A 23829-nucleotide genomic window follows, 5' to 3' on the forward strand; every position below is an offset into this window, starting at 1 on the left:
TCCTAGAGGGAGTTGGTCGGGGAGGTAGGTGCGCGCGAGCCCTCGGCGAGGCTCGCCAGTTTGGCGACCTGGCGCTCGATGTCTGCGGCGGTTGCGCCGGTGAGGAGGTCGAGGGCCGGCTCGATGGCGGGATGGCGTCGGAGCGCTCGCTCGATGTAGAGCGCTCGCCGTGTGTCCGTCAGCTCACCGGCGAGGGCGAGACGGGCGGCCTCGCTCGCGGCTAGCTGGGCCGGCACGCTCGCGAACGGGTCAGGCGGTGCGCCGGCGGCGGACGCCGTCACCGGTCTCCTCCGCGGATGCTCGCGACGATGGCGTCGAGGTCGGGCTCCTGCTCGTTGTCCTCGCCCGCGGCGATGACCTCGTCGGCGATGCGGTGGGCGATGTCCTGGGAGGTCATGCGCGGGTCACCTTGGGCGCGACGCCGAGCCGCTGGGCAAGCGCCCGGAGTTCGCGCGGGGTCGCGACCGTCCCGGCGAGCGTTGCCTCGGCGGCCGTGACCGCATCGGTGAGCGGAGCGTTGGCTCGTCTCCCGATGACGCCTAGAAGGTACTTGGTGTCATAGACGACGCCATCCGGACGGTTGACGCGCTGACGGCTCGTGAGGCGGTCGAGCGCGGCGCGGCGCGTGAACGCCTCGGCAAGCGCGGCGTGAAGCTCTGAGACGCGCTGTGTGGCCTCATCGGCGTCGTCCAGGAGGCGGGACATCTCGCCCGCATTGGCGGCCTCTGCGAGGAGCCTGGAGGCGCGCTGGTGGGCTGTGCGCTCGGCGCGCTGGGCCTGCTTGGCGGCGGCGGATGCGGTCTCGGCGGCGACGCGTGCGTCGTCGAGGTCCCGCTCCAGGACGCCAGGGCGCGGGATGAGGCCGTGGTCGCCGTGGCGGGCGAGTGACCACAGGTGCTCGCCGGCGGAGTGCTCGGCCGCGGTCGCCTCTGCCAGCGCGTCGCGGGCTGTCTGCCACGCGGCGATCACGGGCTCGATGGAGGCGGGGGCGTGGGCGAGGACCTCGTCCGGGAAGCCCACATCACGGGAGGAGAGCTGGAGATGGAAGCCGCGGCCAGGGGCGGCCGTAGGGGTGGAGTTGCGGGGCATGGGTGCCGTTTCGTGAGGAGGTTGCGCGCCCAGATGCCGAGGGGCGAGACGCGCGTGAGGCCGATGGCCTCGCTTGCCGGGCTACGGCCGAGGAGGCCGCCCGTCGGGCCAGACGTGCACCGGGAGGCGGTGGGGCTCGCGGGCCAGTTTGGACAGGAGGTCCGTCGCGATCTGGTCGAGTCCGGCGTGGGCGGTCGTCCGACGCAAGGGGCATTCGGCGAACCGCTCGCGGAGCCGATGCGCTGTGTGGGGGTGAAGGTAGCCGAGGCGTTCGAGCGGCGAGGCGCCGGCGGGGACTGTGAGGACGGGCATGGGTGCCTCTCGTGAGGGCGATGAACCGCGCCCAGATGCCTAGGGCGAGACGCGGCGCGCTTGCGGCCCGCGGGGGCCGGACAGGTGAGGACGAGCCCCGCGTCTCATCCGCGTCGAAGGTCCGTGGGGCTCGTGAGGGGATGCGCGAGCCGCCCGTCGTCCCTTTCGGGACCACAGACGGGACGGACGGCTCGGCAAGTAGGGGCGCTACGCGGCGACGCCGGCGAGGCGGTCGGCGGCGGCGCGCACGGCGGCGAGGTCGCCGGCGATGAGCGCGGCGTCGAGGGCGGCGCGGGCGCTGGTGCGCTCGGCGTTGCGCTCGGCGGCCTTGCGGGCGTTGCTCGCGTGCGTACGGCACGACGCGGAACAGTAGCGGCCAGGCTTGCGGAGGGTGGCGGGCCGGCCGCACTCGCGGCGGGCACAGGTGATGTCGTAGGTCATGCGGTCTCCCGTGGCAGATGAGGAACCGGCCCCGGCGGGCGCCCGATGGGCAGATGGCGGCGCCGCGACCGGGAACGGCGGATGAGGGCGATGCACGCGAGGCGCGGATCTTTCCCTCTGAATGGATAGACCGCCTAGGCGCCCGCTGGCGTCAGATGGCGTATGTGCCCGTGGCCTCGGGTTTCTGCGATTCTCTCGGCCGAGACTGCCGCCGACCCCGTTGGGTCTCAGGGGAAACGCTCAGGATAGGGACGCCCGTGAGTGGCGCGGTGCGCCGGGGTTGCCGCGTCAGTGGTGGCGAAGTGACGAAAGTGGTGGTTTGACGGGTATCTCCTATTCCTTTCTTGAGAGAGAGCCCACTCAAGAAAGGAATAGGAAGTGACGTCACAATCGTCACTTTCGTCACCTTGGCCCGCACGCGGCCCGTCCCGGCGCCTCCGGCCGGCGTCTCACGGCGTGTAAACGCGCTACGCGCTCGCCGACCGTCGCGGGGCGCGGCGCTTGGCAGGGTCGCCGGGGCCACGGGACTCGCCCTCGTCGGCGCCGAGCTGGTCGTGCGACGGGCGCCACTGGATGCTCACGCGCGAGAGGTCGACGCCGCCCGCGCGGCCCCGGCGGGCGCCGCCGGGCTGGACGAGGACGGAGTCGAGCGCCCGGCCGAGCGCGAGGCGTCGCTCCTCCACGTCGTCGTCAGCGTGCCACGCCTCGCCCAACGTGCGGCCGGTGGGGAACGTCTCGACTCGCGTCTCGGTAGAGCGAGCCTGGAGCGCCTTGCGGCGCGCTCGTAGCGCGGCAGAGCGCTCGCTGAGCGCCGCGAGGGCGTCGTCGTCCTCGTCGTCCTCGGCGGTCGCCTGGGCGGCGCGCACGTCCTTGAGCGCCGCTTCGACGTCCGCGAGTTCGTTGGCCGTCGTCGTGTCGACAGTCTCGACGACGCGCACCTCCGGCCAGGCGCCGGCAACGCTGAGGTACTCCTCGGCGACAAAGGCCTCCAGAGGATCAGCGAGTATATGCGCCGGGGTTGAGCATCCGCGGCCCATGCACCGATAGACGACGTGACCGCGGTTGCCGGTGCCGGCCCAGAGCTTGCCGTTGCACGCGCCACAGAATGCGATGCCGGAGAGCACGCGCACGGGGCGCGCGGTGGGCTTGGGGCGCGACGAGGGCGCGACAGCCGCGCGGATCGCCTCGACGGTCGCGGGCTCTAGGACGGCGGGGTAGTGCTGCGCGGGGAGCCCCTCGGCGTCGAGAACGAGGCGGCCATGGTGGGTAACCCTGCCCGTGATCCGATCCGACGTCAGGAGGCGGCGAACAGTCGTCGCGTCCCACACGCCGCGGTCGAGGTGGTCCCACGGTTCGCCGGCGAGTCGCGCGAGGCGAGCGGGCGACTTGGCGGTCGGCACGCCGTCGCGCTGTAGCTCGCGCGCGAGGCCCGCGACACCGACCTCGCCGGCGAGGAGGCGCTCGGCGCTCGCGCGGATGAGCGCCGCCTCGGCGTCGTCGATGACGAGGAGCTTGCCGCCGTCGGGGTGCGGGGCGGTGCGGTATCCCAGGGGCGCGGGCCCGCCGGTGTGCTTGCCGACGGTATGGCGATGTGCGACGGCGGTTCGCATGCGTGCGGCTGTGTTCTCCGCCTCCATGAGGGCCACCTCGGCGAGCATCGTGAGCGTGAGGCGAAACGAGGGGTTGTCCGAACGCTGGCCATCGGACGTGACGAACAGGCGCCCTGGCTTGGCTACCGCCGCGAGGAGTGGACCGAGCGCTGGAGCGCCCTCACGAGAGAGGCGGTCCAGCTTGTAGACGGCGAGGACGTCGACCTCGCCGGCGTCGAGGCGACGGACGGCCTCGACGGCCTTGTCGCGCGCCTTGCGCCCGGAGATGCCCTCATCAACGAGCACGTCGGCGGGGTCGATGGTCCAGCCCTCGCGGTCCGCCATCGCACGGAGAGTGGCCTCCTGGGCGGCGATGCTGGAGGAGTCCTCGGCGATTGCGGAGAGGCGGAGGTAGAGGGCGGCGCGCTTGGTCACGAATGAATAGTAGCGCGTTCAGGACTGGGAGGTCTGCCAGTCCATTCGTCCATTCTCGCGTGCCGGTGCGGTCGCACGCGGTCTGTTACGGGTGCCGGCGCGGCGCGGTATATCGGCCGTGCACCCGCGCGTGGCATGATGCGCGCATGTCCAGCGCTGAACCCTTCATGCCCGCCCACGAGCCTCCGCCGTCCATTCCGCCGGAGGAGCACGACGTCGATCACGACGCCGACGTGCTCTTCGACCCCGAGGACACGAGCGGGGACGCCGATCCGCAGGCGCAGCCGTGGCACACCGACGCCGCAGCGCCGACGCTGCCCCGTCCTGTCCCGGGTGCGCATCTCACCGCCGAGCAGCTGTCTGCCGACCTGGCCTCCGACGACGGCGAATGACGAATGCCTCGGCCCGGCGCAGTGCGCCGGGCCGAGGCACCTGAGGAGGGGATCAGGCGCGAGCGGCCTCCGACACGCGCCGGGCCGCTGCGAGCGCCTGCTCGAGGTCGGCCTTGAGGTCGTCGATGTTCTCGAGCCCGACCGAGAGGCGCACGAGGCCGGGGGTGACACCGGTCGTGAGCTGCTGCTCGGGCGTGAGCTGCGAGTGCGTCGTCGACGCGGGGTGGATCACGAGCGAGCGCACGTCGCCGATGTTCGCCAGGTGGCTGAAGAGCGTCAGCGAGTTCACGAACTCACGGCCCGCCTCGACACCGCCCTTGAGCTCGAACGACAGGACAGCCCCGACGCCCTTGGGGGCGTAGTTGTTGGCGGCGGCGTACCACGGCGAGGTCGGCAGGCCCGAGTAGTTGACCGACGCGACGTCGGCGTGGTTCTCGAGCCACTCGGCGATCTCCTGCGCGTTCTGCACGTGGCGCTCGACGCGCAGTGACAGCGTCTCGATGCCCTGGATGAGCAGCCACGCGCTGTTCGGCGAGATCGCGGCACCGAGGTCGCGCAGCAGCTGCACGCGCGCCTTGATGATGTAAGCGAGCCCGTCGCCGACCGCCGCGGTGTACGACGCGCCGTGGTACGACGGGTCGGGAACCGTGAGGCCGGGGAACTTCTCGACGTTCTTCGACCACTTGAACGTGCCGCCGTCGACGATCACGCCGCCGATGGTGGTGCCGTGGCCGCCGAGGAACTTCGTCGCGGAGTGGACGATGATGTCGGCGCCGTGCTCGAACGGCTTGATGAGGTACGGGGTGGCGATCGTGTTGTCGACGATGAGCGGCACGCCGTTCACGTGCGCGACGTCGGCGACGGCGCGGATGTCGAGCACGTTGATCTTCGGGTTGCCGATGGTCTCGGCGAAGAAGAGCTTGGTGTTCGGCCGGACGGCGCGGCTCCACTCCTCGGGGTCGTCCTGGTTCTCGACGAACGTCGTCTCGATGCCGAGCTTCGCCAGCGTGTACTTGAAGAGGTTGTACGTGCCGCCGTAGATCGAGCTCGACGACACGATGTGATCGCCGGACTCCGCGATGTTGAGGACCGCGGAGGTGGCGGCGGCCTGGCCGCTCGCAACGAGCAGCGCACCGGTGCCGCCTTCGAGTGCGGCGAGGCGCTCCTCGACGACAGCCTGCGTCGGGTTCTGGATGCGCGTGTAGATGTTGCCGAACTCCGCGAGGGCGAAGAGGTTCGCCGCGTGGTCGGCGTTGTCGAAGACGTACGACGTGGTCTGGTAGATCGGCGTCGCGCGAGCCTTCGTCACCGGATCGGGCTGGGCCCCCGAGTGGATCTGCTTGGTCTCGAAACGCCAGTTCTCGGGTGCGGACATGGCTTGCTCCTGCGGGATCGGATGCCGGGAGCAGGCGCCCCCAGCCGGGTTCGACAGTACGGACCGCCCGCGTTGTCAACAACCCACGGGAAATGTGACGTAACCTCCTCGCTTCCCGCGCCACGTTCCCCGGGTTCCCCGTTCACTTGCGCTGGATGTACGAAGCTCACGGCGTGTCACGTACAGACAGCGCAAGTGAACGAGTGTGGGGGCGGGCACGCGGGTGGGTAGCGTGGAGGCATGGCGAACAGACGTGCAGTGGTGACCGGCGCGAGCTCGGGGATCGGTGAGTCGGCGGTGCGGGCACTGCGCGCGACCGGCTGGGACGTGGTCGGCGTGGCGCGACGCGCCGATCGGCTCGCGGCGCTCGAGGCCGAGACCGGTGCGGGCGCGTTCGCGGCAGACCTGACCTCCGACGCCGACGTCGAGGCGCTCGCCACGTTCCTCGCCGAGACGGGTCCGCTGCACGCACTCGTGCACGTGGCCGGCGGCGCACGCGGCACCGATCGCGTCGAGGACGGCCGTGTCGAGGACTGGCAGTGGATGTTCGAAGCGAACGTGCTCTCGGCGCAGCGGCTCGTCTCGGCGCTGCTGCCGCAGTTGCGGCGGGCCGCGGCATCCGACGGTCACGCCGACACCCTCTTCGTCACTTCGACCGCCGCGCAGACCGCGTATGCCGGCGGCGCCGGCTACAACGCCGCCAAGGCGGGCGAGGCCATGCTGGCGCACGCGCTCCGCCTCGAGCTCAACGGCGAGCCGATCCGGGTCGTCGAGGTCGCGCCGGGCATGGTGCACACGCCCGAGTTCACGCTCAACCGCCTCGGTGGCGACAGCGCGGCCGCCGAGCGCGTGTACGACGGCGTCGCGAATCCGCTGACCGCAGACGACGTGGCCGACGTGATTGCCTACGCGCTCAACGCGCCCGGGCACGTCAACCTCGACCTCATCACCATGCGTCCGGTCGCGCAGTCGGCGCAGTTCCTCCTCGCCCGCGGCCCGTTGCGCCCTCGCGGCACGGAGGAGCTGTGATCCCCGCCATCGGCACTACCGTCAGCTATCCGGCAGGCGCGACCGCCTCGCGCAGCACCGTGGTGCACGTCGCCGATGCCGGCGACGGCCGCCGGGCCGTCGTCCTCGACGAGACCGCCTTCCATCCGGTCGACACCGCGTGGCCCGACCAGCCCGCCGATCGCGGCACGCTCCGCGCCGCCGGTGCCGACCTCGCGGTCATCGACGCGGTGGTGGGCGCTCTCCCGGTGGACGCGGCACCCGCCGATCGGCTCCTGCTCGGCGCAGAGGTGCCGGTGCGCACCGGCACCGCGGGGTGGACCTTCGTCGTGGCGCACCTGATCGACGGAGATGCGCCTGTCGCCGAGGGCGACGTCGTCGACGTGACGGTGGACGCCGCCTACCGCGCCGCGCTCTCGGCCGGGCACACCGCATGCCACCTCGCCTCGCTCGCCCTCGATGCGGCGCTGGCGGACGCCTGGCGGAAGGACGCCCCGGCCGACGCACTCGGTGCACCCGCTTTCGATGCGCTCGCGATCCAGGAGTCGCGCATCGTCGGCGACGGCTCGGTGGACGTCTACCGCATCGGCAAGTCGCTGCGGCGCAAGGGCTTCGATCCGGAGGCGCTCGCCGATCTCGACGCGCTCTCCGCGCGCGTGAATGCACAGCTGGCGGACTGGGTCGCGGCGGGAGGTGCCGTGCGGATCGAGCGCGACGGCGCTGCCCTGGCCGACCGCCGCACGTGGGTGTGCGAGCTGCCCGGCGTCTCTGCGCGCATCCCCTGCGGCGGCACCCACGTCACCTCGCTCCACGAGCTCTCGGCGGCGACGGTCTCGTTCGCGGCGACGACGGTCGAGGGCGGCGTCGAGCTCGTCATGACGACGACGGCGACGAGGGCCGAGGCGCCGTGATGCCACTGACGCTGCCTGAGCTCGCCGACGCGGGCCTCATCGACCCCGACTGGTCGACGGCACTCGCTCCGGTGGCGCCCGACATCGCCGCGCTGGGCGACCGGCTCCGGGCCGAGGTCGCCGAGGGCCGCCACTACCTGCCGGCCGGGGACCGGGTGCTGCGCGCGTTCCAGCGCCCGCTGCCCGAGGTGAAGGTGCTCATCGTCGGACAGGACCCGTACCCGACGCCGGGGCATCCGATCGGGCTGTCGTTCGCCGTCGACGCGCACGTCCGGCCGCTGCCGCGGAGCCTCGCCAACATCTACCAGGAGCTCGAGGCCGATCTCGGCATCCCGCGCGCCCCGCACGGCGACCTGTCCGCGTGGAGCGACCAGGGCGTCATGCTGCTCAACCGCGTGCTGACCGTCGCGCCCGGGACTCCGGCATCCCATCGAGGCTGGGGGTGGGAGAAGGTGACCGAACACGCCATCCGCACCCTCGTCGCCCGCGACCAGCCGCTCGTCGCGATCCTCTGGGGGCGGGATGCCGCGAACCTGCGGCCGCTGCTCGGAGCGACGCCCATCATCGAGTCGCCCCATCCGTCGCCCCTGTCGGCCAGCCGTGGCTTCTTCGGATCGCGGCCGTTCTCGCGCGCCAACGAACTGCTCGCGCAGCAGGGCGCGACCCCCGTCGACTGGCGGCTGCCCGCTTAGGGCGCCCCGCACACCGGACATCGAGGAGGAGCTCATGCTCGAGGAGGAATACGAGAAGGATCGGCGTCGCCTGCCTCGGCATCTGCAGCGCCAGCCCGAGCCCGAGCGTCCCTTCTCTTTCACCATCCGGCCCGTCGAGGACCGCGACATGCCCGACATCCGCGAGATCTACAACTACTACGTCACCAACTCCGTGGTGACCTTCGACGAAGACACCTGGTCTGTCGGAAAGTGGCGAAAGAAGCGCGATGGCCTGGCCAAGCAGGGCCTTCCGTTCCTCGTCGCCGAGTCGCCGTCGGGGCAGATCCTCGGGTACGCGCTGGTGCAGCCGATGTCGAGCAAGTCGGCGTACCGGTACTCGGTCGAGAACTCGATCTACCTCGGGCAGGCGGCGACCGGGAAGGGCCTGGGCAAGGCGCTGCTCGAGGCGCTCATCGAGGCGAGCGAAACGGTCGGCATCCGCCAGATGGTCGCGGTGATCAGCGACAAGGGCGCGGAAGGCTCGATCGCCCTGCACGAGAAGCTCGGCTTCGTCGAGGTCGGCCGCATGGGCCGAGTGGGATTCAAGTTCGGGCGGTGGCTCGGGACCATCTACATGCAGAAGGCCCTCACCCCGGTCAAGAAGAAGGGCATCTTCACCCGCTGAGCGTCACCGGCCCGGCCGCTCAGGCCCCGTGGACGCGCCGCTGCGACTCCACTCGCGCACGGCGTCGACGAGTTCGCGCCAGGCGCCGACGACCTCGTCGTCGTACAGCTCCGCCTCGCGCGGATCCGCCCCCGACCAGCTCGCCCGGATGAACCACACGAAGCCGTCAGGCATCGGACTGCGGGGTTCGGCAGGCGCTGCCTGCGCGTCGTGGGGGGAGACCGGCGCCCCGATCCGCTGCGCGACGGCGGTGTCCGCGGCGTCCGGTCCGGTGGCGTCGGCTGGCGGATGCGCCTCGTTCCACGGGCAGCGGTCGATCAGCGAGATCCACTCGGGCGCCTCGGTCTCGGGCGGCTGGGCCGACCAGCGGCGGGTGATGCCGGCGATACCGCCGGTGCGCGCGACGTCGACCTCGACCGCGGGCCGCGGCTCGGTCGATCCGGTGGTCTCAGGCGTCGGGTTCTGGGTCATCCGGGATCACGCCGACGCCCGTCCACCCGGCGCGGACGGCATCGACCTCCTCCGACTTCTCACCGTACTCCGCAGCCGCCGCGGCGAGGGTGGCGCGGGCGAACGTCGTGAAGTCCGCCGTCGACGGCACCGTTCCTGAGGTGAGCGTGCGGTACCAGATGAGACCCGCCTTCTCCCAGGCGTGGCCGCCCAGCGCAGTCGCGACGAGGTAGAACGCATGATTCGGGATGCCGGAGTTGATGTGCACGCCGCCGTTGTCGTCGCGGGTGTCGACGTAGTCGCGCATGTGCGCCGGCTGCGGGTCCTTCCCGAGCACGTCGTCGTCGTACGCGGTGCCGGGAGCGGCGAGGGACCGCAGTGCGCGCCCCTGCACGGCATCCGTGAAGATGCCCTCGCCGATGAGCCAGCTCGCCTCGTCGGCCGTCTGCCCGATGCGGTGCTGCTCGGCGAGTGCGCCGAACACGTCGGCGATGGACTCGTTGAGCGCACCTGACTGCCCGCGGTAGAGGAGCCCGCCCTCGTCCTCGACGACGCCGTGCGCGAGTTCGTGTGCGATGACGCTGAGAGACCCGGTGAAGCCGCGGAACACCTCGCCGTCGCCGTCGCCGAACACCATGCGCTCGCCGTTCCAGAACGCGTTGTCGTAGTCGCGGCCGTAGTGGACCGTCGCCAGCAGCGAGCTGCCCGAGCCGTCGATGCTATCGCGGGCGAAGGCGTCCCACCAGAAGTCGTAGGTCGCCCCGAGCCCGTCGAACGCCTCGTCGACGGCGGAGTCGCCGGTGGCGGGGTCGTCCTCGCCGCGCACGCGCGTGCCGGGCAGGACCTCGCGCTGCCGGGCGTCGGAGATCTCGCGGTCGGGAGCCGGCGTGGCCTCGGCGACGAGGGTTCCGGGCTCCTGGATCGACAGCCGCAGCCTCGACCTCACCGGGCGATACTCGCGCGGCGCGGCGAGCGTCGAGCGGGCCGCCTCAGCGGCGCGAGCCCAGCCCTCTTCCTGCACGGCGGCGATACGGGCGAGCAGGTACGGCGGAACGATTCCGGGGGCCATGATCCGAACCTATCGGCGGCCGCCGACGCCGGCGCCCGCCCCGCCGACCCTGGCTGGACGCATCACGAGGCGTCGGCGTCGATGACGGGGATGGACGCCAGCAGCCGCCGCGTGTACGCCACCTGGGGCTGCAGCAGCACCTTCTCGGTAGGCCCTTCCTCGACGATGTGGCCGTCCTTCATGACGACGACCTCGTCGCACAGGTTCTGCACCACGCCGATGTCGTGCGAGACGAGCAGCAGAGTGAGCCCGTCGCGGACGCGCAGCTCGCCCAGCAGCTCGAGGATCTGGGCGCGGACGGTGACGTCGAGGGCCGAGAGCGGCTCGTCGCCGACGAGCAGGCGCGGGCGATGCACGATCGCGCGGGCCAGGGCGATGCGCTGCCGCTGCCCGCCCGAGAACTCGTGAGGGAACCGGTCGGCCATCCCGGCCTCGAGTCCGACGTCGTCGAGCACCTCGCGCACGCGCGCCCGGCGGTCGCCGTCGATCCCGAGCGCCCACAGCGGCTCCCCGACGATGCGGCCCACGCTCATGCGGGGGTCGAGCGACGCGTAGGGGTCCTGGAAGACGATCCCGGTCTGCCGGCGCAGCCAGTGCAGGGACCGCGCCGATGCGCGGGCGTCGACGGGGCGTCCGTCGAACTCGACGGTGCCGGCAGAGGGCCTGTCGAGGGCCAGCAGCAGCCGCACGAGGGTCGACTTGCCCGAGCCCGACTCGCCGATGAGGCCGACCGACGAACCCTCGCGCACGTCGATGTCGGCATCCTCGAGTCCGGTCGTGAAGCTGCGCGGCTCGAACAGGCGCGTCTTCGGGGTGGGATACCGGCGCCCGAGGCCCCGACCGCGGATCAGCACGCTCACTCGGCACCTCCCGGCCGCCACAGCGTGGCGGTCGCGTCGCGGAGCAGCTCCTGGGTGACGGCGGACGCCGGTGCGGAGAGCAGCTGCGCCACCGGCGCCTGCTCGACCACGCGCCCGTGCTCGAGCACCACGCCGTGCGTGGCGATCTGCGACAGCACCGCGAGGTCGTGGGTGATGAAGACGAGCGACATGCCGTCGTCGCGCGCGAGCGCCAGCAAGAGGTCGAGGATCTCGGCCTGGATGGTGACGTCCAGCGCCGTCGTCGGCTCGTCGGCGATGAGCAGCCGCGGGCGGCAGGCGAGAGCCATCGCGATGGCCACGCGCTGCCGCTGGCCGCCCGACAGCTGGTGCGGATAGCGGGCCACGATGCGGTCGGGGTCGGGGAGGGCGACACGGGACGCCTCCGCGACGGCGCGGGCCGCGGCATCCCGCTTCGACAGTCCCTCGTGGATGCGGATCGACTCGGCGATCTGCCGGCCGACGGTGCGGATGGGGTTGAGGGCGGTCCGCGGTTCCTGGAACACGATGCCGATCTCGTCACCCCGGAGCTGTGCGAGCTCGCCGTCGGCGAGGCCGAGGATCTCGCGGCCGTTCCAGCGCACGCTGCCCCCGGCGGTCGCGCCGTCGGGCAGGAGCCCGAGGATGGCGAGGGCGGTCAGCGACTTGCCCGACCCCGACTCGCCGATGAGGCCGACGCGGGCGCCGTCGGCAACGGCGAACGAGACGCCGTCGACGACCCGGCGGCCGCCGATCTCGATGGTGAGGTCGTCCACCTCGAGGCTCATGACACCACCTCGGGGACGCGCCGGCTCACGGTGCCACCCTCCTGCCCTCCCGATCCTGTTCCCAACTCAGGAGCGAGGCAGCATCGACGGGTGCCGAACCGCGGAAGCATGCGAAGGGGACCGCGGCGCGGATGCGCGGGTCCTGAGTTGGGAACGTGGGTGAGGCTCATGACACCACCTCGGGGATGTGCAGGCGCGCGCGGCGCGTGGCGAACGGGCTCCGCGAGAGCGTGGGATCGGTCGCCTCGCGCAGGCCGTCGCCCAGCAGGTTGAGGCCGAGGACCGTGAGCGTGATGGCGAGGCCCGGCCACACCACCGACAGGGGGTGCACCGCGATGAACTGCTGCAGCTGCGCGAGCAGCAGGCCCCAGGACGGCTCCGTCACCGGCGCGCCGAAGCCGAGGTAGGACAGACCCGCCTCGGCGAGCACGGCGACCGCCATGCCCCACGAGAGCTGCACGATGAACACCGGCGCGACGTTGGGCAGCAGGTGGCGCCACAGATTCTGCGCGGGCGTGAGACCCGACGCGCGGCCGGCCAGCACGAAGTCGCTCTGCAGCACCCGTCGGAGCTCGGGGCGGGTCACCCGCGCGATGTTCACGCCGAAGCCGATGCCCACCGCCCAGATCACGACCCACAGCGATCCGCCCCATACGGCCGAGATCATCATCGCGATGATGAGCACCGGGAACGCGATGAGGATGTCGACGAAGACCGCCACCGACTCGCGCACCCACCGCGCGGTGAGGGCGCCGAGCGCGGCGAGGGAGATGCCGATCACCGTCGCGACGATCCCGGCGCCGACGGCGACGAACACGGTGGTGCGGGCACCGGCCATCAGCAGGCTCAGGATGTCGCGGCCCGACCCGTCGGTGCCGAGCAGGTGCGGCCAGCCCGGAGGCGCCCAGCGGTCCGAGATCTCGACCTGCTGCGGGTCGAACGGCGTCCAGAACCGTGCGACGACGGCGGTGACGACGACCACCGCGACGACGATGAGGCCGAACCGGCCGGTCGACAGCGCCCACAGCCGCCGCAGCCATGCCCAGCGCGACGGACGCCGAGCCGCGGCCGGCGTCGCGGCTCCGGCATCCGTCGTCGCACCCGCCGAGGCCGCGGCTCCGGCATCCGTCGTCGGACCAGGGTCGCCGGTATCCGTCGTCGCACCCGTCGGCGCCGGGTCGCCGGTGCCCGAGCTCGTCGCAGGGCTCACGAGGCCTCCCGCTGACGGGGGTCGATCACGCGGTGCAGGAGGTCGACCACGAATCCCACGATGAGCACGAACCCGGTGAGCGCGAGCAGCTCGCCCTGCACCTTGGGGAGGTCGCGTGCGGCGACGTCGGCGACCAGCATGCGGCCGATGCCGGGGAGCGAGAAGAGCTGCTCGATGACGACGGCGCCGACGATGATGCCGGCGACCTGCAGGCCCAGCACCGTGATCACCGAGAGGCCGACGACCGGCAGGCCGTGGCGGACGAGCGCCTGGTCGCGGGTGAGCCCCTTCGCCGCCGCGGTGCGCACGAAGTCCTGCCCGACTGCCTGGAGGGTGGCGCTGCGCACGAAGCGCAGCAGCATCGCGCCCTCGACGATGCCGATCGTGAGCGCGGGAAGGATCAGGGAGCGCAGCGCCGCCGCCGGGTCGTTCCAGCCCGCGCGGGGGAAGCCCTGCGCGGGGAGCCATCCGAGCCAGACGGCGAAGACGACGACGAGCATCATGCCCGCCCAGACGACCGGGACCGCCGCCAGGGCCTGCGCACCGACGCTGAGCGCGGTGCCGTCGGCGCGGCCGCGCCGCATCGCCGAGAGCACGCCGAGCGGCACGCTGATGACGACGGCGATGAGAAGCGACAGGATGCCGAGGGGCACCGTCACCTCGGCCTTCTGGGCGAGCTCGTCCACGACGCGGGTTCCCGTGAGCAGGGATGTTCCCAGGTCGCCGCGGAGAAGCCCGCCGATCCAGTCGAGATACTGCGCCGGCAGCGGCCGGTCCAGGCCCAGCCGCTCCCGGATGGCGTCCTGCTGCTCGGGGCTCGATCCCACGCCCGCGATGAGGTGCGCGATGTCACCCGGGAGCACCCGGAGCGTGACGAAGATCAGCACGCTGGCGACGAGAAGCCCGAGCAGAAGCAGGGCCAGACGGGTCAGCGTGTACCGGATCACCCGTTGCTCTTGGCGATCTCGGCGATGTTCAGGCGCTCGTTCACGTTGATCGAGGGCATACCGGTGATGTTAGTGCCGACCGCGACGACGGACGCGCCGTTGTACAGCCAGTCGGCGCCCGAGTCCTCCGACACGATGCGCGCGGCCTGTTCCAGCAGATCGGCCGCCTCGGCCTCGTCGGTCGCGGCGAGCGATTCGGCGTACAGCTCCTGCACCTCGGGATTGTCGTAGGTGAAGTAGTAGTCCGGGTTCGCCCAGTTCTCGAAGTCGTGCGCCTCGGTGTGCAGCACGAAGCTGAGCTCGTAGTCGTGGTTCGTGTAGACGTCGGTGAGCCACGTCGTGAAGTCCACGGAGTTCACGTCGAGCGTGATGCCGACCTCGTCGAGGTCCGACACGAGGATCTGCGGGATCGTCGTCGAGTAGAAGCTCGGGATTGTGAGCGTGAGCTCGAGATCCTCGGCTCCGGCTTCCGCGAGGAGCGCCCTGGCGGCCTCCGGGTCGTAGGGGGCGAGATCCGAGAGGTCCTCGTAGCCGGGGTCGAGCTCGGGGATCGGGCCGTACTGGGTCTGCCCCGACGCGAGCGCCTCGATGACCGCGTCGTGGTCGATCGCCTGACGGATGGCCTGGCGCACGCGCTTGTCGGCGAGGGGGCCAGACGTCTGGTTGAAGGCGAGCGTGCCCTTGTCGGTGGACTGGCCGAGCACGAGCGAGAAGTCGCCGTTCGCCTCGATCTGGTCCTTCAGGTTCGCGTCGAACCCGGTGAGCACGTCGACCTCGCCCGCGAGCGCGGCGTTGAGCGCGGCCTGGTTGTCGGGGATGTAGTCGAACACGACCTCGGCCGCGCCCGCCTCGTCGCCCCAGTACGCGTCGTTGCGCGAGAACGTGATGCTGTCGCCCTGTCGCCAGTCGGCGAGCACGAAGGGGCCGGTGCCGTTCGCCGCCGTCTTGTAGTCGACCGTGTCGCCCTCCTTGAGGACGATGCCCGCGCGGCCCGTCAGGTTCCACAGCAGCGTCGAGTCCGGCGCGCTGAGGGTGAGCGTGATGTCCTGCCCCTCGGCCGCGATGGACGTGACGTTCGCCAGCCGGGCGGAGTCGCGCCACTCGGGGGTGTCGCGGCGGGTGGTGAGCGACCACACGACGTCCTGCGGGGTCAGCTCCTGGCCGTCGTGGAAGGTGACGCCCTCGCGGAGCGTGAACGTGTAGGTGAGGCCGTCGGGAGAGACCGTCCAGTCGCTCGCGAGCGCCGGCACGATGTCCTGCTCGGGGGTGCGGGCGACGAGCCCCTGGTAGATGTTGTCGACGAGGATCTGGTCCAGCGCCGAGCCCGCCGTCTCGCGGATGTCGAGGTTGCCAGGCTCCAGCACCAGCCGGATCGCGACCGATGCGTCCGGGTCGGGCTCGCCGGGCGTCGTCGGCGCGGCTTGGTCGCTCCCACCGCTGCAGGCGGTGAGGACGAGGAGGCCGGCGGCGAGCAGTGAGGCGACGGCGAGGGTGGTGCGGCGGAGCATGAAGGTCCTTTCGGGGGAGGGTCCCGTGTGCTGTGCGGCGACTGTTGCTGTGTGGCACCGGGACCGATCGGGGCGGCCGGCGGTGCGCGTAACAGCCTAGGGATATCGCGACGGCGAACGGCAACCCGCTACCCGGAACGCAACAGAAGCGTTAAGGCTTCCCTGAGAAGGGGAATCGACGCGTCAGGACCGGGTGGCCAGGGTCCGCAGCCGTTCGCCGAGCTCGAGGGGGATCTCCTCCTGCACGTTGTGCCCCGAGGGCACGATGACCACGGATGCCTCGGGCACACGTCTCAGGAACTCCTCGGCATCCGCCTCCGTGACATACCCGCGATCGCCGCGAAGCAGCGTCGTCGGCGCCGTGACGGCGGCGAGGTCCTCCCAGCCGGATTCGCCGAGCACCGAGCCGATGGCGTCCTGCTGCGCGGCCACCTCCGCCGCCGCCGCGGAGGAGGCGGATGCCGCGTTCGCGAGGTGGGCGAAGTGGTGCTTCCACTCGACGCGCCCGTCCGGGCGGACGCGGGAGTTGAAGTACACGCCGCGCTCCGCCTTGCGACGCGTGCCGCCGCCCAGGCCGAAGGACAGTGCGCGGTCGACGAGCTCGTCGCGGGAGGCCCAGTCCACGGGGCCGGCGAAGAAGTCGCGGATCTGGGTGGGGCCGGCGTTCGGGTCGACGCCGGGCGTGATGTCGATGACGACGAGCTCGCGCACGAGATCGGGCCGGGATGCCGCGACCGCCGCCGCGGTGAGCCCGCCGAGCGACTGACCGACCAGCAGCTGGGGCCGATCGGTCCAGGCCCCGATGCCGGCGGCCACGTCGGGGGCGAGCACCCGCGCGATGTAGGCGAGGTCGTCGCGCCATGACGAGTCGCCGTGGCCGGGCAGGTCGATCGCGAGGGCGGGGAGGCCGAGCGCCAGGATCGTGGTGTCCCACGTGTGGGCGTTGAGGCCGGCGCCGTGCAGGAAGGTCACCACCGGTGCCGTGTCTGGCCCGCCCGGGGTCGCGTAGCGCAGGGCGCTGAGGGTGCGGCCGCCGGGCAGTGCGAGCGTGAGGCGCTCGCCGCGGGGCGTCGGGCCGTCGATGCCGGCCTCCGCCGCCTGCTCGGGAAGGAACGAGAACTCGTCGATGGGGTCGCTCACCCGCTCATTGTGCCCCACGCACAAGACGCGCGTCCCGACCCCGCCGACCCGTCGGTAGTCTGGCGTCATGACGGCAGAACACCGCGTGCACCTCTCGCGAGCGGCGCGACCCGCCTACCAGGCGCTCTCCGCGTTCTCGAAGACCGTGGGCGGTCTCGCCGCCGAGAACGGCATCGACGACCGGCTCAAAGAGTTGGTGCAGATCCACGCCTCGCAGCTCAACGGCTGCGCCTACTGCGTGCGTGTGCACGTCGAGCGGGCGGTGGCCGCCGGCGTGACGGCGGACGACATCGCCCAGCTGCCGGTCTGGCGTGAGTCGGGCGTCTTCTCGGATCGTGAGCGCGCCGGTCTGGAGCTGGCCGAGGCCTACGTCTTCATCCACGAGGAGGGCATCCCCGACGAGGTGTACGACAGCGTCGGCGGCGTGCTGAGCGAGCAGGAGTACGTGGCGCTCAGCTGGATCCTCGTGTCGATCAACGCGTTCAACCGCATCGCGATCGCGGGCCGCTACAGCACCCCACCGCGCGACGACCTCGTCGGCGAAGACAAGGACGCCGCCGCGGGCGCCGCGTGGTGACCGTCCCCTCGCCGGCCCCCGGCGACGCTCTGCCGGCGGACCCGTTCGTGCCGGGTGCGATGAACCTCCGCGACGTCGGCGGCCTGCGTGCGGGCTCGGGGACGACGCGTCACGGCGTGCTGTTCCGCTCCGGCAACCTCGCGCGACTCGACGCGGACGGCACACGCGCGCTGGCGGAGCTGCGCCTGCGGCGCATCATCGACCTCCGCGCCGACGACGAGATCGCACGCGAGCCCAGCCGTATCGCCGGCCTCGATATCGTGACGCAGCGCGTGCCACTCTTCCTGGGCTCGGTCGAGTCGTTCTTCCGCGACGATCTCAGCCTCGACGAGATGTACCGGCGCCTCGTCGACGATTCGTCCGAGGGCGTCGTCGCGGTCGTCCGGGGCATCCTCGCCGATCAGCCGGTGCTCGTGCACTGCACGGTCGGCAAGGACCGCACCGGCGTGACGATCGCGCTCACCCTCGCCGCCGCGGGCGTCGACACCGAAGCCGTCGTCGGCGACTACGCGCGCACCGAGGGTCTGCTTCCGCCGCGGCGCAACCGCAAGATCGTCGAGATGCTGCGCTCGCTGCACCCCGAGGCGGTTCACCTCGAAGACCTGGCGACCCGCTCACCCGCGCCGGTCATGCGTGCCCTGCTCGACGATGTGACCCAGCGGTACGGCTCGGCAGGAGACTATCTGCGTTCCCACGGCCTCGCCGACGACGAGATCGCCGAGCTTCGTCGCGTACTGCTGACACCGAACGCCTGAATCGCTCCACCGCGCGAGGCGCGGAATCTTTCGCTGTGTATCACTGAGGTAAGGCAACCCTTCATAGGTGGTTATACTGGAGGAGCCATGCCCCACACCACACAGCCTCAGGCCGTCGCGCACAACGCGTCGGCGTGCCGCGCGTCGCGTCACACGCGCGTGCAGCACCTGATCACGGCGGACGAGTCCTCACTGGCCGAGCTCGAGGCCGTGCTTGCGACGCTGCCGATCTGCTCGACGGGCCGGGTCTTCATCGAGATCCCCGACGACTCGTGGCAGGCGGCGATCACGGCACCCAGCCGCATGGTCGTGACGTGGCTGGATCGCTCGCAGCGCTCGGGCGCACCCGGCACCGGCCGCGGCTGCGCGTCGGGCGAGGCGCTCGCGCGCGCCGTGACCGCCTGGGCCGATGAGATGCTCTGTGCCGAGGACGACCAGACCCGCATCCACCTGCTGGGCGGCTACCTGGGCACGGCCGACATCGTCGACCACCTCGTCGAGCTCGGCGTCCGCGCGGACTCCATCCACGCGCCCGAGCAGTACGGTCTGACCACCGCGCGCTGACCACCGCGCGCGGACCGCCGCGCCGGAACGCCGCGTGCCGGGGTGCCGCAGCGGGTGCGGTCGGTACAGTCGTGCGCATGACGCAGACTGCCGCCGCCTCGCCCGCGCTCGCCGTCGACCCGCGCGACCTCCGCATCCCGACCTGGATCGTCGTGTGGCTCACCATCTCGGCCATCATCCAGACGTATGACGCCTGCTATGTGCTGCTGGGTCCCCTGTCGCACGCCGGAGGGCCGCTCGCCGGCTTCTGGCCGGGCCACGTCTTCTACGGCACGTTCGACCATCGGTACGGGCAGTTCGACGCCTTCGGCAGCGCGCAGAGCTGGGCGAACCTCATCGAGGTCGTGTTCATCGTGTGGGCGCTGTTCCATGCGCGCCGCTGGTCCGGTCTCGTCGTGGCGCTCCTGGTCACGGTCGCCACCTTCTGGAAGACCGTGATCTACTTCCTGGTCGAGGCCTCGAGCGGACTCGAGATGACGCGTCAGTCGCTGGAGCGCGGCGACCTCGTGGGCTTCCTCATGGTCGCGGTGCTGCCGAATCTGTTCTGGATCGTCTTCCCGCTCGCCGTCGTGATCGTCCTGGGCCGCCAGGTGTACCGCGTCGGTCGCGCCGCTGCTGCCTCCGTCGCCGGCTGAAGGGACCGCAGTCAGGCCGCGCCGCGCGGAACGTAGTTTCCGTCCGCCAGCCCCGCTTCGATCTCGAACCGGTTGCGCAGCGGATTCCGGCCCGCGAACAGGTACAGCAGCGGCATGAGCAGGCCGTAGCGCTGCCACTGCCGCTTGTGCACGGCCTCGTGCCGCAGCAGTGCATCGCTGACACGGCCGTCTCCGGTCAGGAAGCACCCGCCCACACATGAGCCGCCGCGCGGGAAGGTCCAGCGCGGCATCCCGCGGAACACCCACAGGCCCTCGCGCTTCTCGATGGGACCGGTGCTCCACAGCGTCCCCCACGCCCAGCCGACGGCGCAGCCGTACCAGTAGCCGGCGCGGCTGACGGGCGAGTCCAGCAGGAACGAGGGGATGAGCTCGTCGATGCGCCTGCCGCGGGCCAGGGCGCGCTCCGACGCGGCGCGCCAGCCCACGGGTGGCTGCGGGATCGGGCTCATGCGAGCGCGCCGATCACGCGGAGGATGGCCCCCAGGTCGTCGGTGGCGGCGTCGGCGGAGGCGGGGGAGTAGCCGGCGAGGGATGCCCCGACCAGCGGCACCCGCTCGCGCAGGCGCCCGATCGCGACGGTCAGCTCTGCGACGGTGACGCCGAACGGCTCGGGATGGGCGTTGCCGGCGATCTCGGCCGGATCCAGCGCGTCGATGTCGACGTGGATGTAGACCCCGTCGGCCCCGGTGGCGAGCACCGCATCGGCGAGCGCGTCGGCATCCCGCAGCGCCTCCACGGTGAGCGCGGTGATGCCGAGGTCGGCGACGGCCGCGAGCTCAGGCTCGTCGAACGAGCGCGCCCCGCCCACGATGACCCGATCGGCCGCAACGGCGCCGTCCAGCCGCAGTCCGGGTTCACCGTCGCCGATCACGGCGCGCAGCACCATGCCCGCGAATGCGCCGGAGGGCGACGAGTCGGGCGAGTTGAGATCGGGGTGCGCGTCGATCCACACCACGGCGAGGCCGGGGGAGCGCCGCGCGGCGTGCGCGATCGGCGCGAGCGCGATGCCGCAGTCGCCGCCGATGGTCAGTACGGGCTCGTCGGGTGCGCCGACGTCGTGCGCGTCGAGCGCGTCGGCCACCATGCCGCGCACCCGCTGGAGAGCGCTGAGGCGCTGGATGCCGGTGCCCAGCGACTCGCCGGCCTCCATCGGCACGTCCAGCACCGTGGTCGAGGACCGGGGGAGGTCTCCCGCGATGGCCTGGGCGCCGTCGATGAGTTGCATCGCGCGGGAGGAGGGACTTCCCTGCCACTGCGGAACCACCAGGTATCGCGTCATCCCCTCATCTTCTCGTACACCGGCGGCTGCGGCATCCGTGCGCGCAGCGGGGAGCCCGTGCTGTGGGCGAACACGACGCACGCGGAGTCGTCGCAGACGGCGAAGGGCGCCGGATCCTCGCGGATCCGGCGCCCTCGTCACCCCGGAGGGGTCAGTTCTCGATAGCCGCCTGCACCGGCGTGCCGGTCTTGAGGGCGGCGAGGCGCGCCTCGACCTCCGTCAGCTCGCCGACGTCCTCGAGCGCGTTGAACTGGGCGTCCAGGCTCGACGCCGCGAGCTCCTGCTTGCCGGCGGCGAGGGCCTCCTGGCGGCGGACCTTGTCTTCGAACCGGCCGAGCTCGCTCGTCGGATCGAGCACGTCGATCGACTTGACGGCGTCGTGCACCTTGTTCTGGGCCTCGGCGGTCTTCGCGCGCGCCAGCAGCTCGGAGCGCTTGGACCGCAGCTGCTCCAGCTTCTGCTTCATGCCGTTGAGGCCCTCTTTGAGCTTGTCGACGACCTCGTTCTGCGTCGCGATGGTCGGCGCGATCGCCCTCGCCTCGTTCTCCTCGCTGATCTGGCGCTGCAGCGCGATCTTGGCGAGGTTGTCGAACTTGTCGGCGTCGCTGGTGTTGCCGGCCTTGCGCAGCTCGTCCGCCTTGCGGCTGGCGGCGAGGGCCTTGTTGCCCCACTCGGCGGCCGCCTGGACGTCCTCCTGGTGGTCGCGCTCGAGCAGGCGCAGGTTGCCGATCGTCTCGGCGATGGCCGACTCGGCGTCGGCGATCGAGTTCGTGTAGTCGCGCACGAGCTGGTCGAGCATCTTCTGCGGGTCCTCTGCGGAGTCGAGGAGTGCGTTGATGTTCGCCTTCATGAGGGTCGAGATGCGACCGAAGATGGACTGCTTCGCCATCGGATTTCCTTCCTATCGGACTTCAGTTCTGGGTCGGTTGGTTCTGGTCTGGGGATGGATGCTGCGCGCGTCGCGTGCGGGCGGCTCCGCGGGGAGAGGTCAGAAGCGGCCACCTCCTCGGCGGGCGCGTGTGCCGCCGCCTCCGAAGCTACCGGGCCGCATGCCGCCGCCCGAGGAACGGCCACCGCCGCCCAGCATGCCGCCGAGACCGCCGAGGCCGCCGCCGGAGGAGCGTCCGCCGCTCAGCACCGAGTTGAGCACGATGCCGCCCAGCACCGCGCCGAGCATGCCGCCGCCGGACTGGCCACCGCCCTGCGATCCGCCGCCGAACATCCCGCCCGATCCGGCGTCGAACGCGCCGACGTCGTTCTGCGCGAGCTGGATCGCCTGCCCCGCGAGCTGGTCGGCGCGCTGCGCCTGCTGCATGGCCTGCTGCGGGTCGCTGGCCTGCAGGGCCTGGGCGCGGGCGAGCGAGGCCCCGGCCTCGGCGAGGCGCGTGCGGGCCTCGGCGCCGACGGCGCCGCGGCGCGCGATGATGTAGTCCTCGGCGGCGGACACCTGCGCCTGGGCCTGCATCATGAGCTGCCCGACCATCTGGCGGGCCCGCTCGGTCTGGGCCGCGGCATCCCGCACGCCCTGCACGAGCGTGTCGATCTGCGTGTTGGCCGCCTCGAGGCTCTGCAGGGCCGCCAGCGGGCGCTTGGCCGTGCCGGTCAGCTGTGCGCGGGCGGCGTCGAGCTGCTGCCGCGTGGCGGCGATGACGCTCGCGATGCGGCCGTCGGCGTCGGGCAGCGCGGAGGCCGCCGCGATGTCGCTCTCGAGCTCGGCGACCAGCGCGGTGGCGTTGCGCTCGCCCGCGGCGAGGTCGGCCTGGAGCTTCTCGATCGCGTCCTCGAGCAGCGTCGCCTGGCCGACCGCCTCTTCTGCGGCGCGGATGCCGACCGCGGCCTCGCCGCCGTCGCCGGCGCCGATCGCGGTCTGCGCGGCGGTCAGCTGCTCGTCGGCGAACGCGAGGCGCTGCCGCGCCTGTGCGGGGTTGTCGACGACGGTCGCCAGGGTCTCGGGGGCGTAGGCCGACTGCAGCTCCTGCAGGCGCGCGGCGGCCTGGTCGAGGGATGCCGCGGCCTTGGTCCGCTCGTCCTGCACGCGGGCGAGCGCTTCGGGGGCGTTCTGCTCGAGCTTGCGCAGCTCGTCGAAGGCGGCGGCCTTCTCGTCCAGCAGCGCATTGGACGCCTCGCACAGGGCGATGATGCGCTCGTTCCAGGCGCGGGCGTCCTGGGGAGAGTCAGGGGTGGCGTCGTCGAGCTGCTGCTTGAGCCCGAACGCCTCGTCGAGGCTCTGCTGCGCGGTCGCGAGCGCCGCCTCGAACTCGGTGGTCGCGGCATCCCCGAACTGCGCTTTCGCGAAGCCCAGCTCCTGGGCGCTCGTCTTGATCGCGTCGTCCGTCTCGACGAGGAGCGACGAGGCGCGCCGTTCGAGCTCCTCGATGCTGGGCTGCGGCGGTCCGCTCGGGCCGCCCGGCACTGCGCTCCGGGTGCGCCGGCGACGGAGGAACATCACGAGCAGCACGATGCCGACGCCGACGACCACGATCACGAGGAGCCAGGTGAACCACGACCCGCCGCCGGAGGCTCCGGAGTCGGCTGCGCCCGAACCGCCGCCTGCGGCATCGGTGATCCCATCGGCGGCGGCGTCGACGGCGCCGAGCCAGTCGTCCTGTGCGAGGGCGGGCTGGACCCGCTGCTGTTCGATCGCCGCCAGCTGATCCTGGGTGAGCGGACCGGCCGAGTCGCCCGAGAGGTAGTACTGGCGCCCTTCTGTGGCGACGGCGAGGAGGTACTGCGTGACTCCCAGGCCGTTGTCCTCGGCCGTCTGGTTCGCCCAGTCTGCGGCGCCCGCGGGGTCGGTGAAGTCGTCGACGTAGACGACCCAGAGGTCGAGTCCGGTGTCGGACTTCAGCTGCTCGAGCCGGCTCTGCGCCTCGCCCTCCTCCGTCGGCGGCAGCACACCCGCGTCGTCGAGCACGAATCCCGGGTCGAGTGTCACCGGGGGAGTCGCCAGCGCGGCCGTGTCGCCGATCGCCGTGACCGCGACCACCGCAGCGGACGCCAGCGCTGCAGCCCATCGCAGTCGCATCGATCCCCCCTCTGGGATTCGGGTTACCCCTCCGGCGAGTCTATTCAGCCGCGGGGATACGACGATAGCCCACGGCCTCCGCCGCGGATGTGTGTTCGCCGAGAACGTACCCGT

Annotated in this window: 26 protein-coding genes; 9 read left to right on the forward strand and 17 right to left on the reverse strand. The window is 71.8% G+C overall.

The features are described from left to right. Nucleotides 1-2: 2 nt before the first annotated feature. The 4 genes from MRBLWS13_RS18955 to MRBLWS13_RS18970 form a co-directional block, all read right to left on the reverse strand. The gene (locus MRBLWS13_RS18955; RefSeq protein WP_349426865.1) at nt 3-281 is read right to left on the reverse strand and encodes a hypothetical protein; all 279 of its coding nucleotides are present in this window, start codon (nt 279-281) and stop codon (nt 3-5) included. A 112-nt stretch (nt 282-393) separates the two neighbouring features. Next, nucleotides 394-1089, reverse strand: coding sequence for a hypothetical protein (locus tag MRBLWS13_RS18960; RefSeq protein WP_349426866.1), 696 nt, complete (start codon nt 1087-1089; stop codon nt 394-396). Between the two features lie 519 nt (nt 1090-1608). Next, nucleotides 1609-1842: a hypothetical protein gene (locus MRBLWS13_RS18965; RefSeq protein WP_349426867.1), complete on the reverse strand. Its 234-nt coding sequence runs from the start codon at nt 1840-1842 to the stop codon at nt 1609-1611. Nucleotides 1843-2309: 467 nt separating this feature from the next. Further along, nucleotides 2310-3866 (reverse strand): recombinase family protein, encoded by a 1557-nt coding sequence (locus MRBLWS13_RS18970; RefSeq protein ID WP_349426868.1) that lies wholly within the window; start codon nt 3864-3866, stop codon nt 2310-2312. 146 nt (nt 3867-4012) lie between these two features. On the opposite strand from MRBLWS13_RS18970, the gene MRBLWS13_RS18975 reads away from it, so the two are divergent. Beyond that, on the forward strand, nt 4013-4258 hold the full coding sequence (locus MRBLWS13_RS18975; RefSeq protein ID WP_349426869.1) for a hypothetical protein: 246 nt from the start codon (nt 4013-4015) through the stop codon (nt 4256-4258). A 52-nt stretch (nt 4259-4310) separates the two neighbouring features. Here MRBLWS13_RS18975 and MRBLWS13_RS18980 read toward each other — a convergent pair whose 3' ends face one another. Next, nucleotides 4311-5633, reverse strand: a complete 1323-nt coding sequence (locus tag MRBLWS13_RS18980; protein WP_349426870.1) for a bifunctional o-acetylhomoserine/o-acetylserine sulfhydrylase — start codon at nt 5631-5633, stop codon at nt 4311-4313. A 240-nt stretch (nt 5634-5873) separates the two neighbouring features. Here MRBLWS13_RS18980 and MRBLWS13_RS18985 point away from each other — a divergent pair, with 240 nt between their 5' ends. Genes MRBLWS13_RS18985 through MRBLWS13_RS19000 form a run of 4 tightly spaced genes read left to right on the forward strand, consistent with a single transcriptional unit; the run spans nt 5874 to nt 8890 of the window. Next, nucleotides 5874-6662, forward strand: a complete 789-nt coding sequence (locus tag MRBLWS13_RS18985; protein ID WP_349426871.1) for an SDR family oxidoreductase — start codon at nt 5874-5876, stop codon at nt 6660-6662. Continuing rightward, on the forward strand, nt 6659-7552 hold the full coding sequence (locus MRBLWS13_RS18990; protein ID WP_349426872.1) for a metal-dependent hydrolase: 894 nt from the start codon (nt 6659-6661) through the stop codon (nt 7550-7552). The genes MRBLWS13_RS18985 and MRBLWS13_RS18990 overlap by 4 nt, the downstream gene beginning before the upstream one ends. Then, nucleotides 7552-8244, forward strand: a complete 693-nt coding sequence (locus MRBLWS13_RS18995; protein WP_349426873.1) for a uracil-DNA glycosylase — start codon at nt 7552-7554, stop codon at nt 8242-8244. The genes MRBLWS13_RS18990 and MRBLWS13_RS18995 overlap by 1 nt, the downstream gene beginning before the upstream one ends. A 34-nt stretch (nt 8245-8278) precedes the next feature. After that, nucleotides 8279-8890 carry an N-acetyltransferase family protein gene (locus tag MRBLWS13_RS19000; protein WP_349426874.1) on the forward strand — a complete coding sequence of 204 codons (612 nt, stop codon included), beginning with the start codon at nt 8279-8281 and terminating at the stop codon, nt 8888-8890. A gap of 3 nt (nt 8891-8893) precedes the next feature. On the opposite strand, the gene MRBLWS13_RS19005 is transcribed toward MRBLWS13_RS19000, so the two are convergent. The 8 genes from MRBLWS13_RS19005 to MRBLWS13_RS19040 form a co-directional block, all read right to left on the reverse strand. Then, a complete protein-coding gene (locus MRBLWS13_RS19005; protein ID WP_349426875.1) occupies nt 8894-9361 on the reverse strand; it encodes a hypothetical protein in 468 nt (155 codons plus the stop codon). Then, the gene (locus MRBLWS13_RS19010) at nt 9339-10409 is read right to left on the reverse strand and encodes a M4 family metallopeptidase (RefSeq protein WP_349426876.1); all 1071 of its coding nucleotides are present in this window, start codon (nt 10407-10409) and stop codon (nt 9339-9341) included. Before MRBLWS13_RS19010 ends, MRBLWS13_RS19005 begins: the two co-directional genes overlap by 23 nt. 62 nt (nt 10410-10471) lie before the next feature. Beyond that, on the reverse strand, nt 10472-11269 hold the full coding sequence (locus tag MRBLWS13_RS19015; protein WP_349426877.1) for an ATP-binding cassette domain-containing protein: 798 nt from the start codon (nt 11267-11269) through the stop codon (nt 10472-10474). Then, nucleotides 11266-12054 (reverse strand): ABC transporter ATP-binding protein, encoded by a 789-nt coding sequence (locus MRBLWS13_RS19020; protein ID WP_349426878.1) that lies wholly within the window; start codon nt 12052-12054, stop codon nt 11266-11268. The genes MRBLWS13_RS19015 and MRBLWS13_RS19020 overlap by 4 nt, the downstream gene beginning before the upstream one ends. A gap of 166 nt (nt 12055-12220) precedes the next feature. Continuing rightward, a complete protein-coding gene (locus MRBLWS13_RS19025) occupies nt 12221-13090 on the reverse strand; it encodes an ABC transporter permease (RefSeq protein ID WP_349429110.1) in 870 nt (289 codons plus the stop codon). 170 nt (nt 13091-13260) lie between these two features. Continuing rightward, nucleotides 13261-14211, reverse strand: a complete 951-nt coding sequence (locus MRBLWS13_RS19030; RefSeq protein ID WP_349426879.1) for an ABC transporter permease — start codon at nt 14209-14211, stop codon at nt 13261-13263. After that, nucleotides 14208-15719: an ABC transporter substrate-binding protein gene (locus tag MRBLWS13_RS19035; RefSeq protein ID WP_349426880.1), complete on the reverse strand. Its 1512-nt coding sequence runs from the start codon at nt 15717-15719 to the stop codon at nt 14208-14210. Before MRBLWS13_RS19035 ends, MRBLWS13_RS19030 begins: the two co-directional genes overlap by 4 nt. A gap of 183 nt (nt 15720-15902) precedes the next feature. After that, nucleotides 15903-16859 carry an alpha/beta hydrolase gene (locus MRBLWS13_RS19040; RefSeq protein WP_349426881.1) on the reverse strand — a complete coding sequence of 319 codons (957 nt, stop codon included), beginning with the start codon at nt 16857-16859 and terminating at the stop codon, nt 15903-15905. A 67-nt stretch (nt 16860-16926) separates the two neighbouring features. Here MRBLWS13_RS19040 and MRBLWS13_RS19045 point away from each other — a divergent pair, with 67 nt between their 5' ends. The 4 genes from MRBLWS13_RS19045 (at nt 16927) to MRBLWS13_RS19060 (ending at nt 19390) form a co-directional block, all read left to right on the forward strand. After that, nucleotides 16927-17436 carry a carboxymuconolactone decarboxylase family protein gene (locus tag MRBLWS13_RS19045; RefSeq protein ID WP_349426882.1) on the forward strand — a complete coding sequence of 170 codons (510 nt, stop codon included), beginning with the start codon at nt 16927-16929 and terminating at the stop codon, nt 17434-17436. After that, a complete protein-coding gene (locus MRBLWS13_RS19050; protein WP_349426883.1) occupies nt 17433-18191 on the forward strand; it encodes a tyrosine-protein phosphatase in 759 nt (252 codons plus the stop codon). The genes MRBLWS13_RS19045 and MRBLWS13_RS19050 overlap by 4 nt, the downstream gene beginning before the upstream one ends. An 87-nt stretch (nt 18192-18278) precedes the next feature. Beyond that, entirely contained in the window at nt 18279-18755 is a 477-nt protein-coding gene (locus tag MRBLWS13_RS19055) for an SIP domain-containing protein (RefSeq protein ID WP_349426884.1), read from the forward strand. Between the two features lie 77 nt (nt 18756-18832). Next, a complete protein-coding gene (locus MRBLWS13_RS19060; protein WP_349426885.1) occupies nt 18833-19390 on the forward strand; it encodes a hypothetical protein in 558 nt (185 codons plus the stop codon). A gap of 11 nt (nt 19391-19401) precedes the next feature. Here the strand turns inward: MRBLWS13_RS19060 and MRBLWS13_RS19065 are convergent, their stop codons facing one another. From MRBLWS13_RS19065 to MRBLWS13_RS19080, 4 genes are all read right to left on the reverse strand, one after another. Beyond that, nucleotides 19402-19860 carry a Fe-S oxidoreductase gene (locus MRBLWS13_RS19065; RefSeq protein WP_349426886.1) on the reverse strand — a complete coding sequence of 153 codons (459 nt, stop codon included), beginning with the start codon at nt 19858-19860 and terminating at the stop codon, nt 19402-19404. Beyond that, nucleotides 19857-20690, reverse strand: a complete 834-nt coding sequence (locus MRBLWS13_RS19070) for an arginase family protein (RefSeq protein ID WP_349426887.1) — start codon at nt 20688-20690, stop codon at nt 19857-19859. The genes MRBLWS13_RS19065 and MRBLWS13_RS19070 overlap by 4 nt, the downstream gene beginning before the upstream one ends. A gap of 151 nt (nt 20691-20841) precedes the next feature. Further along, nucleotides 20842-21579, reverse strand: a complete 738-nt coding sequence (locus MRBLWS13_RS19075) for a PspA/IM30 family protein (protein ID WP_349426888.1) — start codon at nt 21577-21579, stop codon at nt 20842-20844. Nucleotides 21580-21678: 99 nt separating this feature from the next. Beyond that, entirely contained in the window at nt 21679-23715 is a 2037-nt protein-coding gene (locus tag MRBLWS13_RS19080; protein ID WP_349426889.1) for a TPM domain-containing protein, read from the reverse strand. Nucleotides 23716-23829 lie beyond the last annotated feature (114 nt).

Origin of the sequence: Microbacterium sp. LWS13-1.2, from assembly GCF_040144835.1 — a bacterium.
Lineage (GTDB): Bacteria > Actinomycetota > Actinomycetes > Actinomycetales > Microbacteriaceae > Microbacterium.

What these genes read in the sequence shown, in the direction of transcription:
- MRBLWS13_RS18960 (WP_349426866.1), bottom strand. Translation starts at nt 1,089, where the DNA reads ATGCCCCGCAACTCCACCCCTACGGCCGCCCCTGGCCGCGGCTTCCAT.
- MRBLWS13_RS18965 (WP_349426867.1), bottom strand. Translation starts at nt 1,842, where the DNA reads ATGACCTACGACATCACCTGTGCCCGCCGCGAGTGCGGCCGGCCCGCC.
- MRBLWS13_RS18975 (WP_349426869.1), top strand. Translation starts at nt 4,013, where the DNA reads ATGTCCAGCGCTGAACCCTTCATGCCCGCCCACGAGCCTCCGCCGTCC.
- MRBLWS13_RS18980 (WP_349426870.1), bottom strand. Translation starts at nt 5,633, where the DNA reads ATGTCCGCACCCGAGAACTGGCGTTTCGAGACCAAGCAGATCCACTCG.
- MRBLWS13_RS18985 (WP_349426871.1), top strand. Translation starts at nt 5,874, where the DNA reads ATGGCGAACAGACGTGCAGTGGTGACCGGCGCGAGCTCGGGGATCGGT.
- MRBLWS13_RS18995 (WP_349426873.1), top strand. Translation starts at nt 7,552, where the DNA reads ATGCCACTGACGCTGCCTGAGCTCGCCGACGCGGGCCTCATCGACCCC.
- MRBLWS13_RS19000 (WP_349426874.1), top strand. Translation starts at nt 8,279, where the DNA reads ATGCTCGAGGAGGAATACGAGAAGGATCGGCGTCGCCTGCCTCGGCAT.
- MRBLWS13_RS19005 (WP_349426875.1), bottom strand. Translation starts at nt 9,361, where the DNA reads ATGACCCAGAACCCGACGCCTGAGACCACCGGATCGACCGAGCCGCGG.
- MRBLWS13_RS19010 (WP_349426876.1), bottom strand. Translation starts at nt 10,409, where the DNA reads ATGGCCCCCGGAATCGTTCCGCCGTACCTGCTCGCCCGTATCGCCGCC.
- MRBLWS13_RS19020 (WP_349426878.1), bottom strand. Translation starts at nt 12,054, where the DNA reads ATGAGCCTCGAGGTGGACGACCTCACCATCGAGATCGGCGGCCGCCGG.
- MRBLWS13_RS19035 (WP_349426880.1), bottom strand. Translation starts at nt 15,719, where the DNA reads ATGCTCCGCCGCACCACCCTCGCCGTCGCCTCACTGCTCGCCGCCGGC.
- MRBLWS13_RS19045 (WP_349426882.1), top strand. Translation starts at nt 16,927, where the DNA reads ATGACGGCAGAACACCGCGTGCACCTCTCGCGAGCGGCGCGACCCGCC.
- MRBLWS13_RS19055 (WP_349426884.1), top strand. Translation starts at nt 18,279, where the DNA reads ATGCCCCACACCACACAGCCTCAGGCCGTCGCGCACAACGCGTCGGCG.
- MRBLWS13_RS19060 (WP_349426885.1), top strand. Translation starts at nt 18,833, where the DNA reads ATGACGCAGACTGCCGCCGCCTCGCCCGCGCTCGCCGTCGACCCGCGC.
- MRBLWS13_RS19065 (WP_349426886.1), bottom strand. Translation starts at nt 19,860, where the DNA reads ATGAGCCCGATCCCGCAGCCACCCGTGGGCTGGCGCGCCGCGTCGGAG.
- MRBLWS13_RS19070 (WP_349426887.1), bottom strand. Translation starts at nt 20,690, where the DNA reads ATGACGCGATACCTGGTGGTTCCGCAGTGGCAGGGAAGTCCCTCCTCC.
- MRBLWS13_RS19075 (WP_349426888.1), bottom strand. Translation starts at nt 21,579, where the DNA reads ATGGCGAAGCAGTCCATCTTCGGTCGCATCTCGACCCTCATGAAGGCG.
- MRBLWS13_RS19080 (WP_349426889.1), bottom strand. Translation starts at nt 23,715, where the DNA reads ATGCGACTGCGATGGGCTGCAGCGCTGGCGTCCGCTGCGGTGGTCGCG.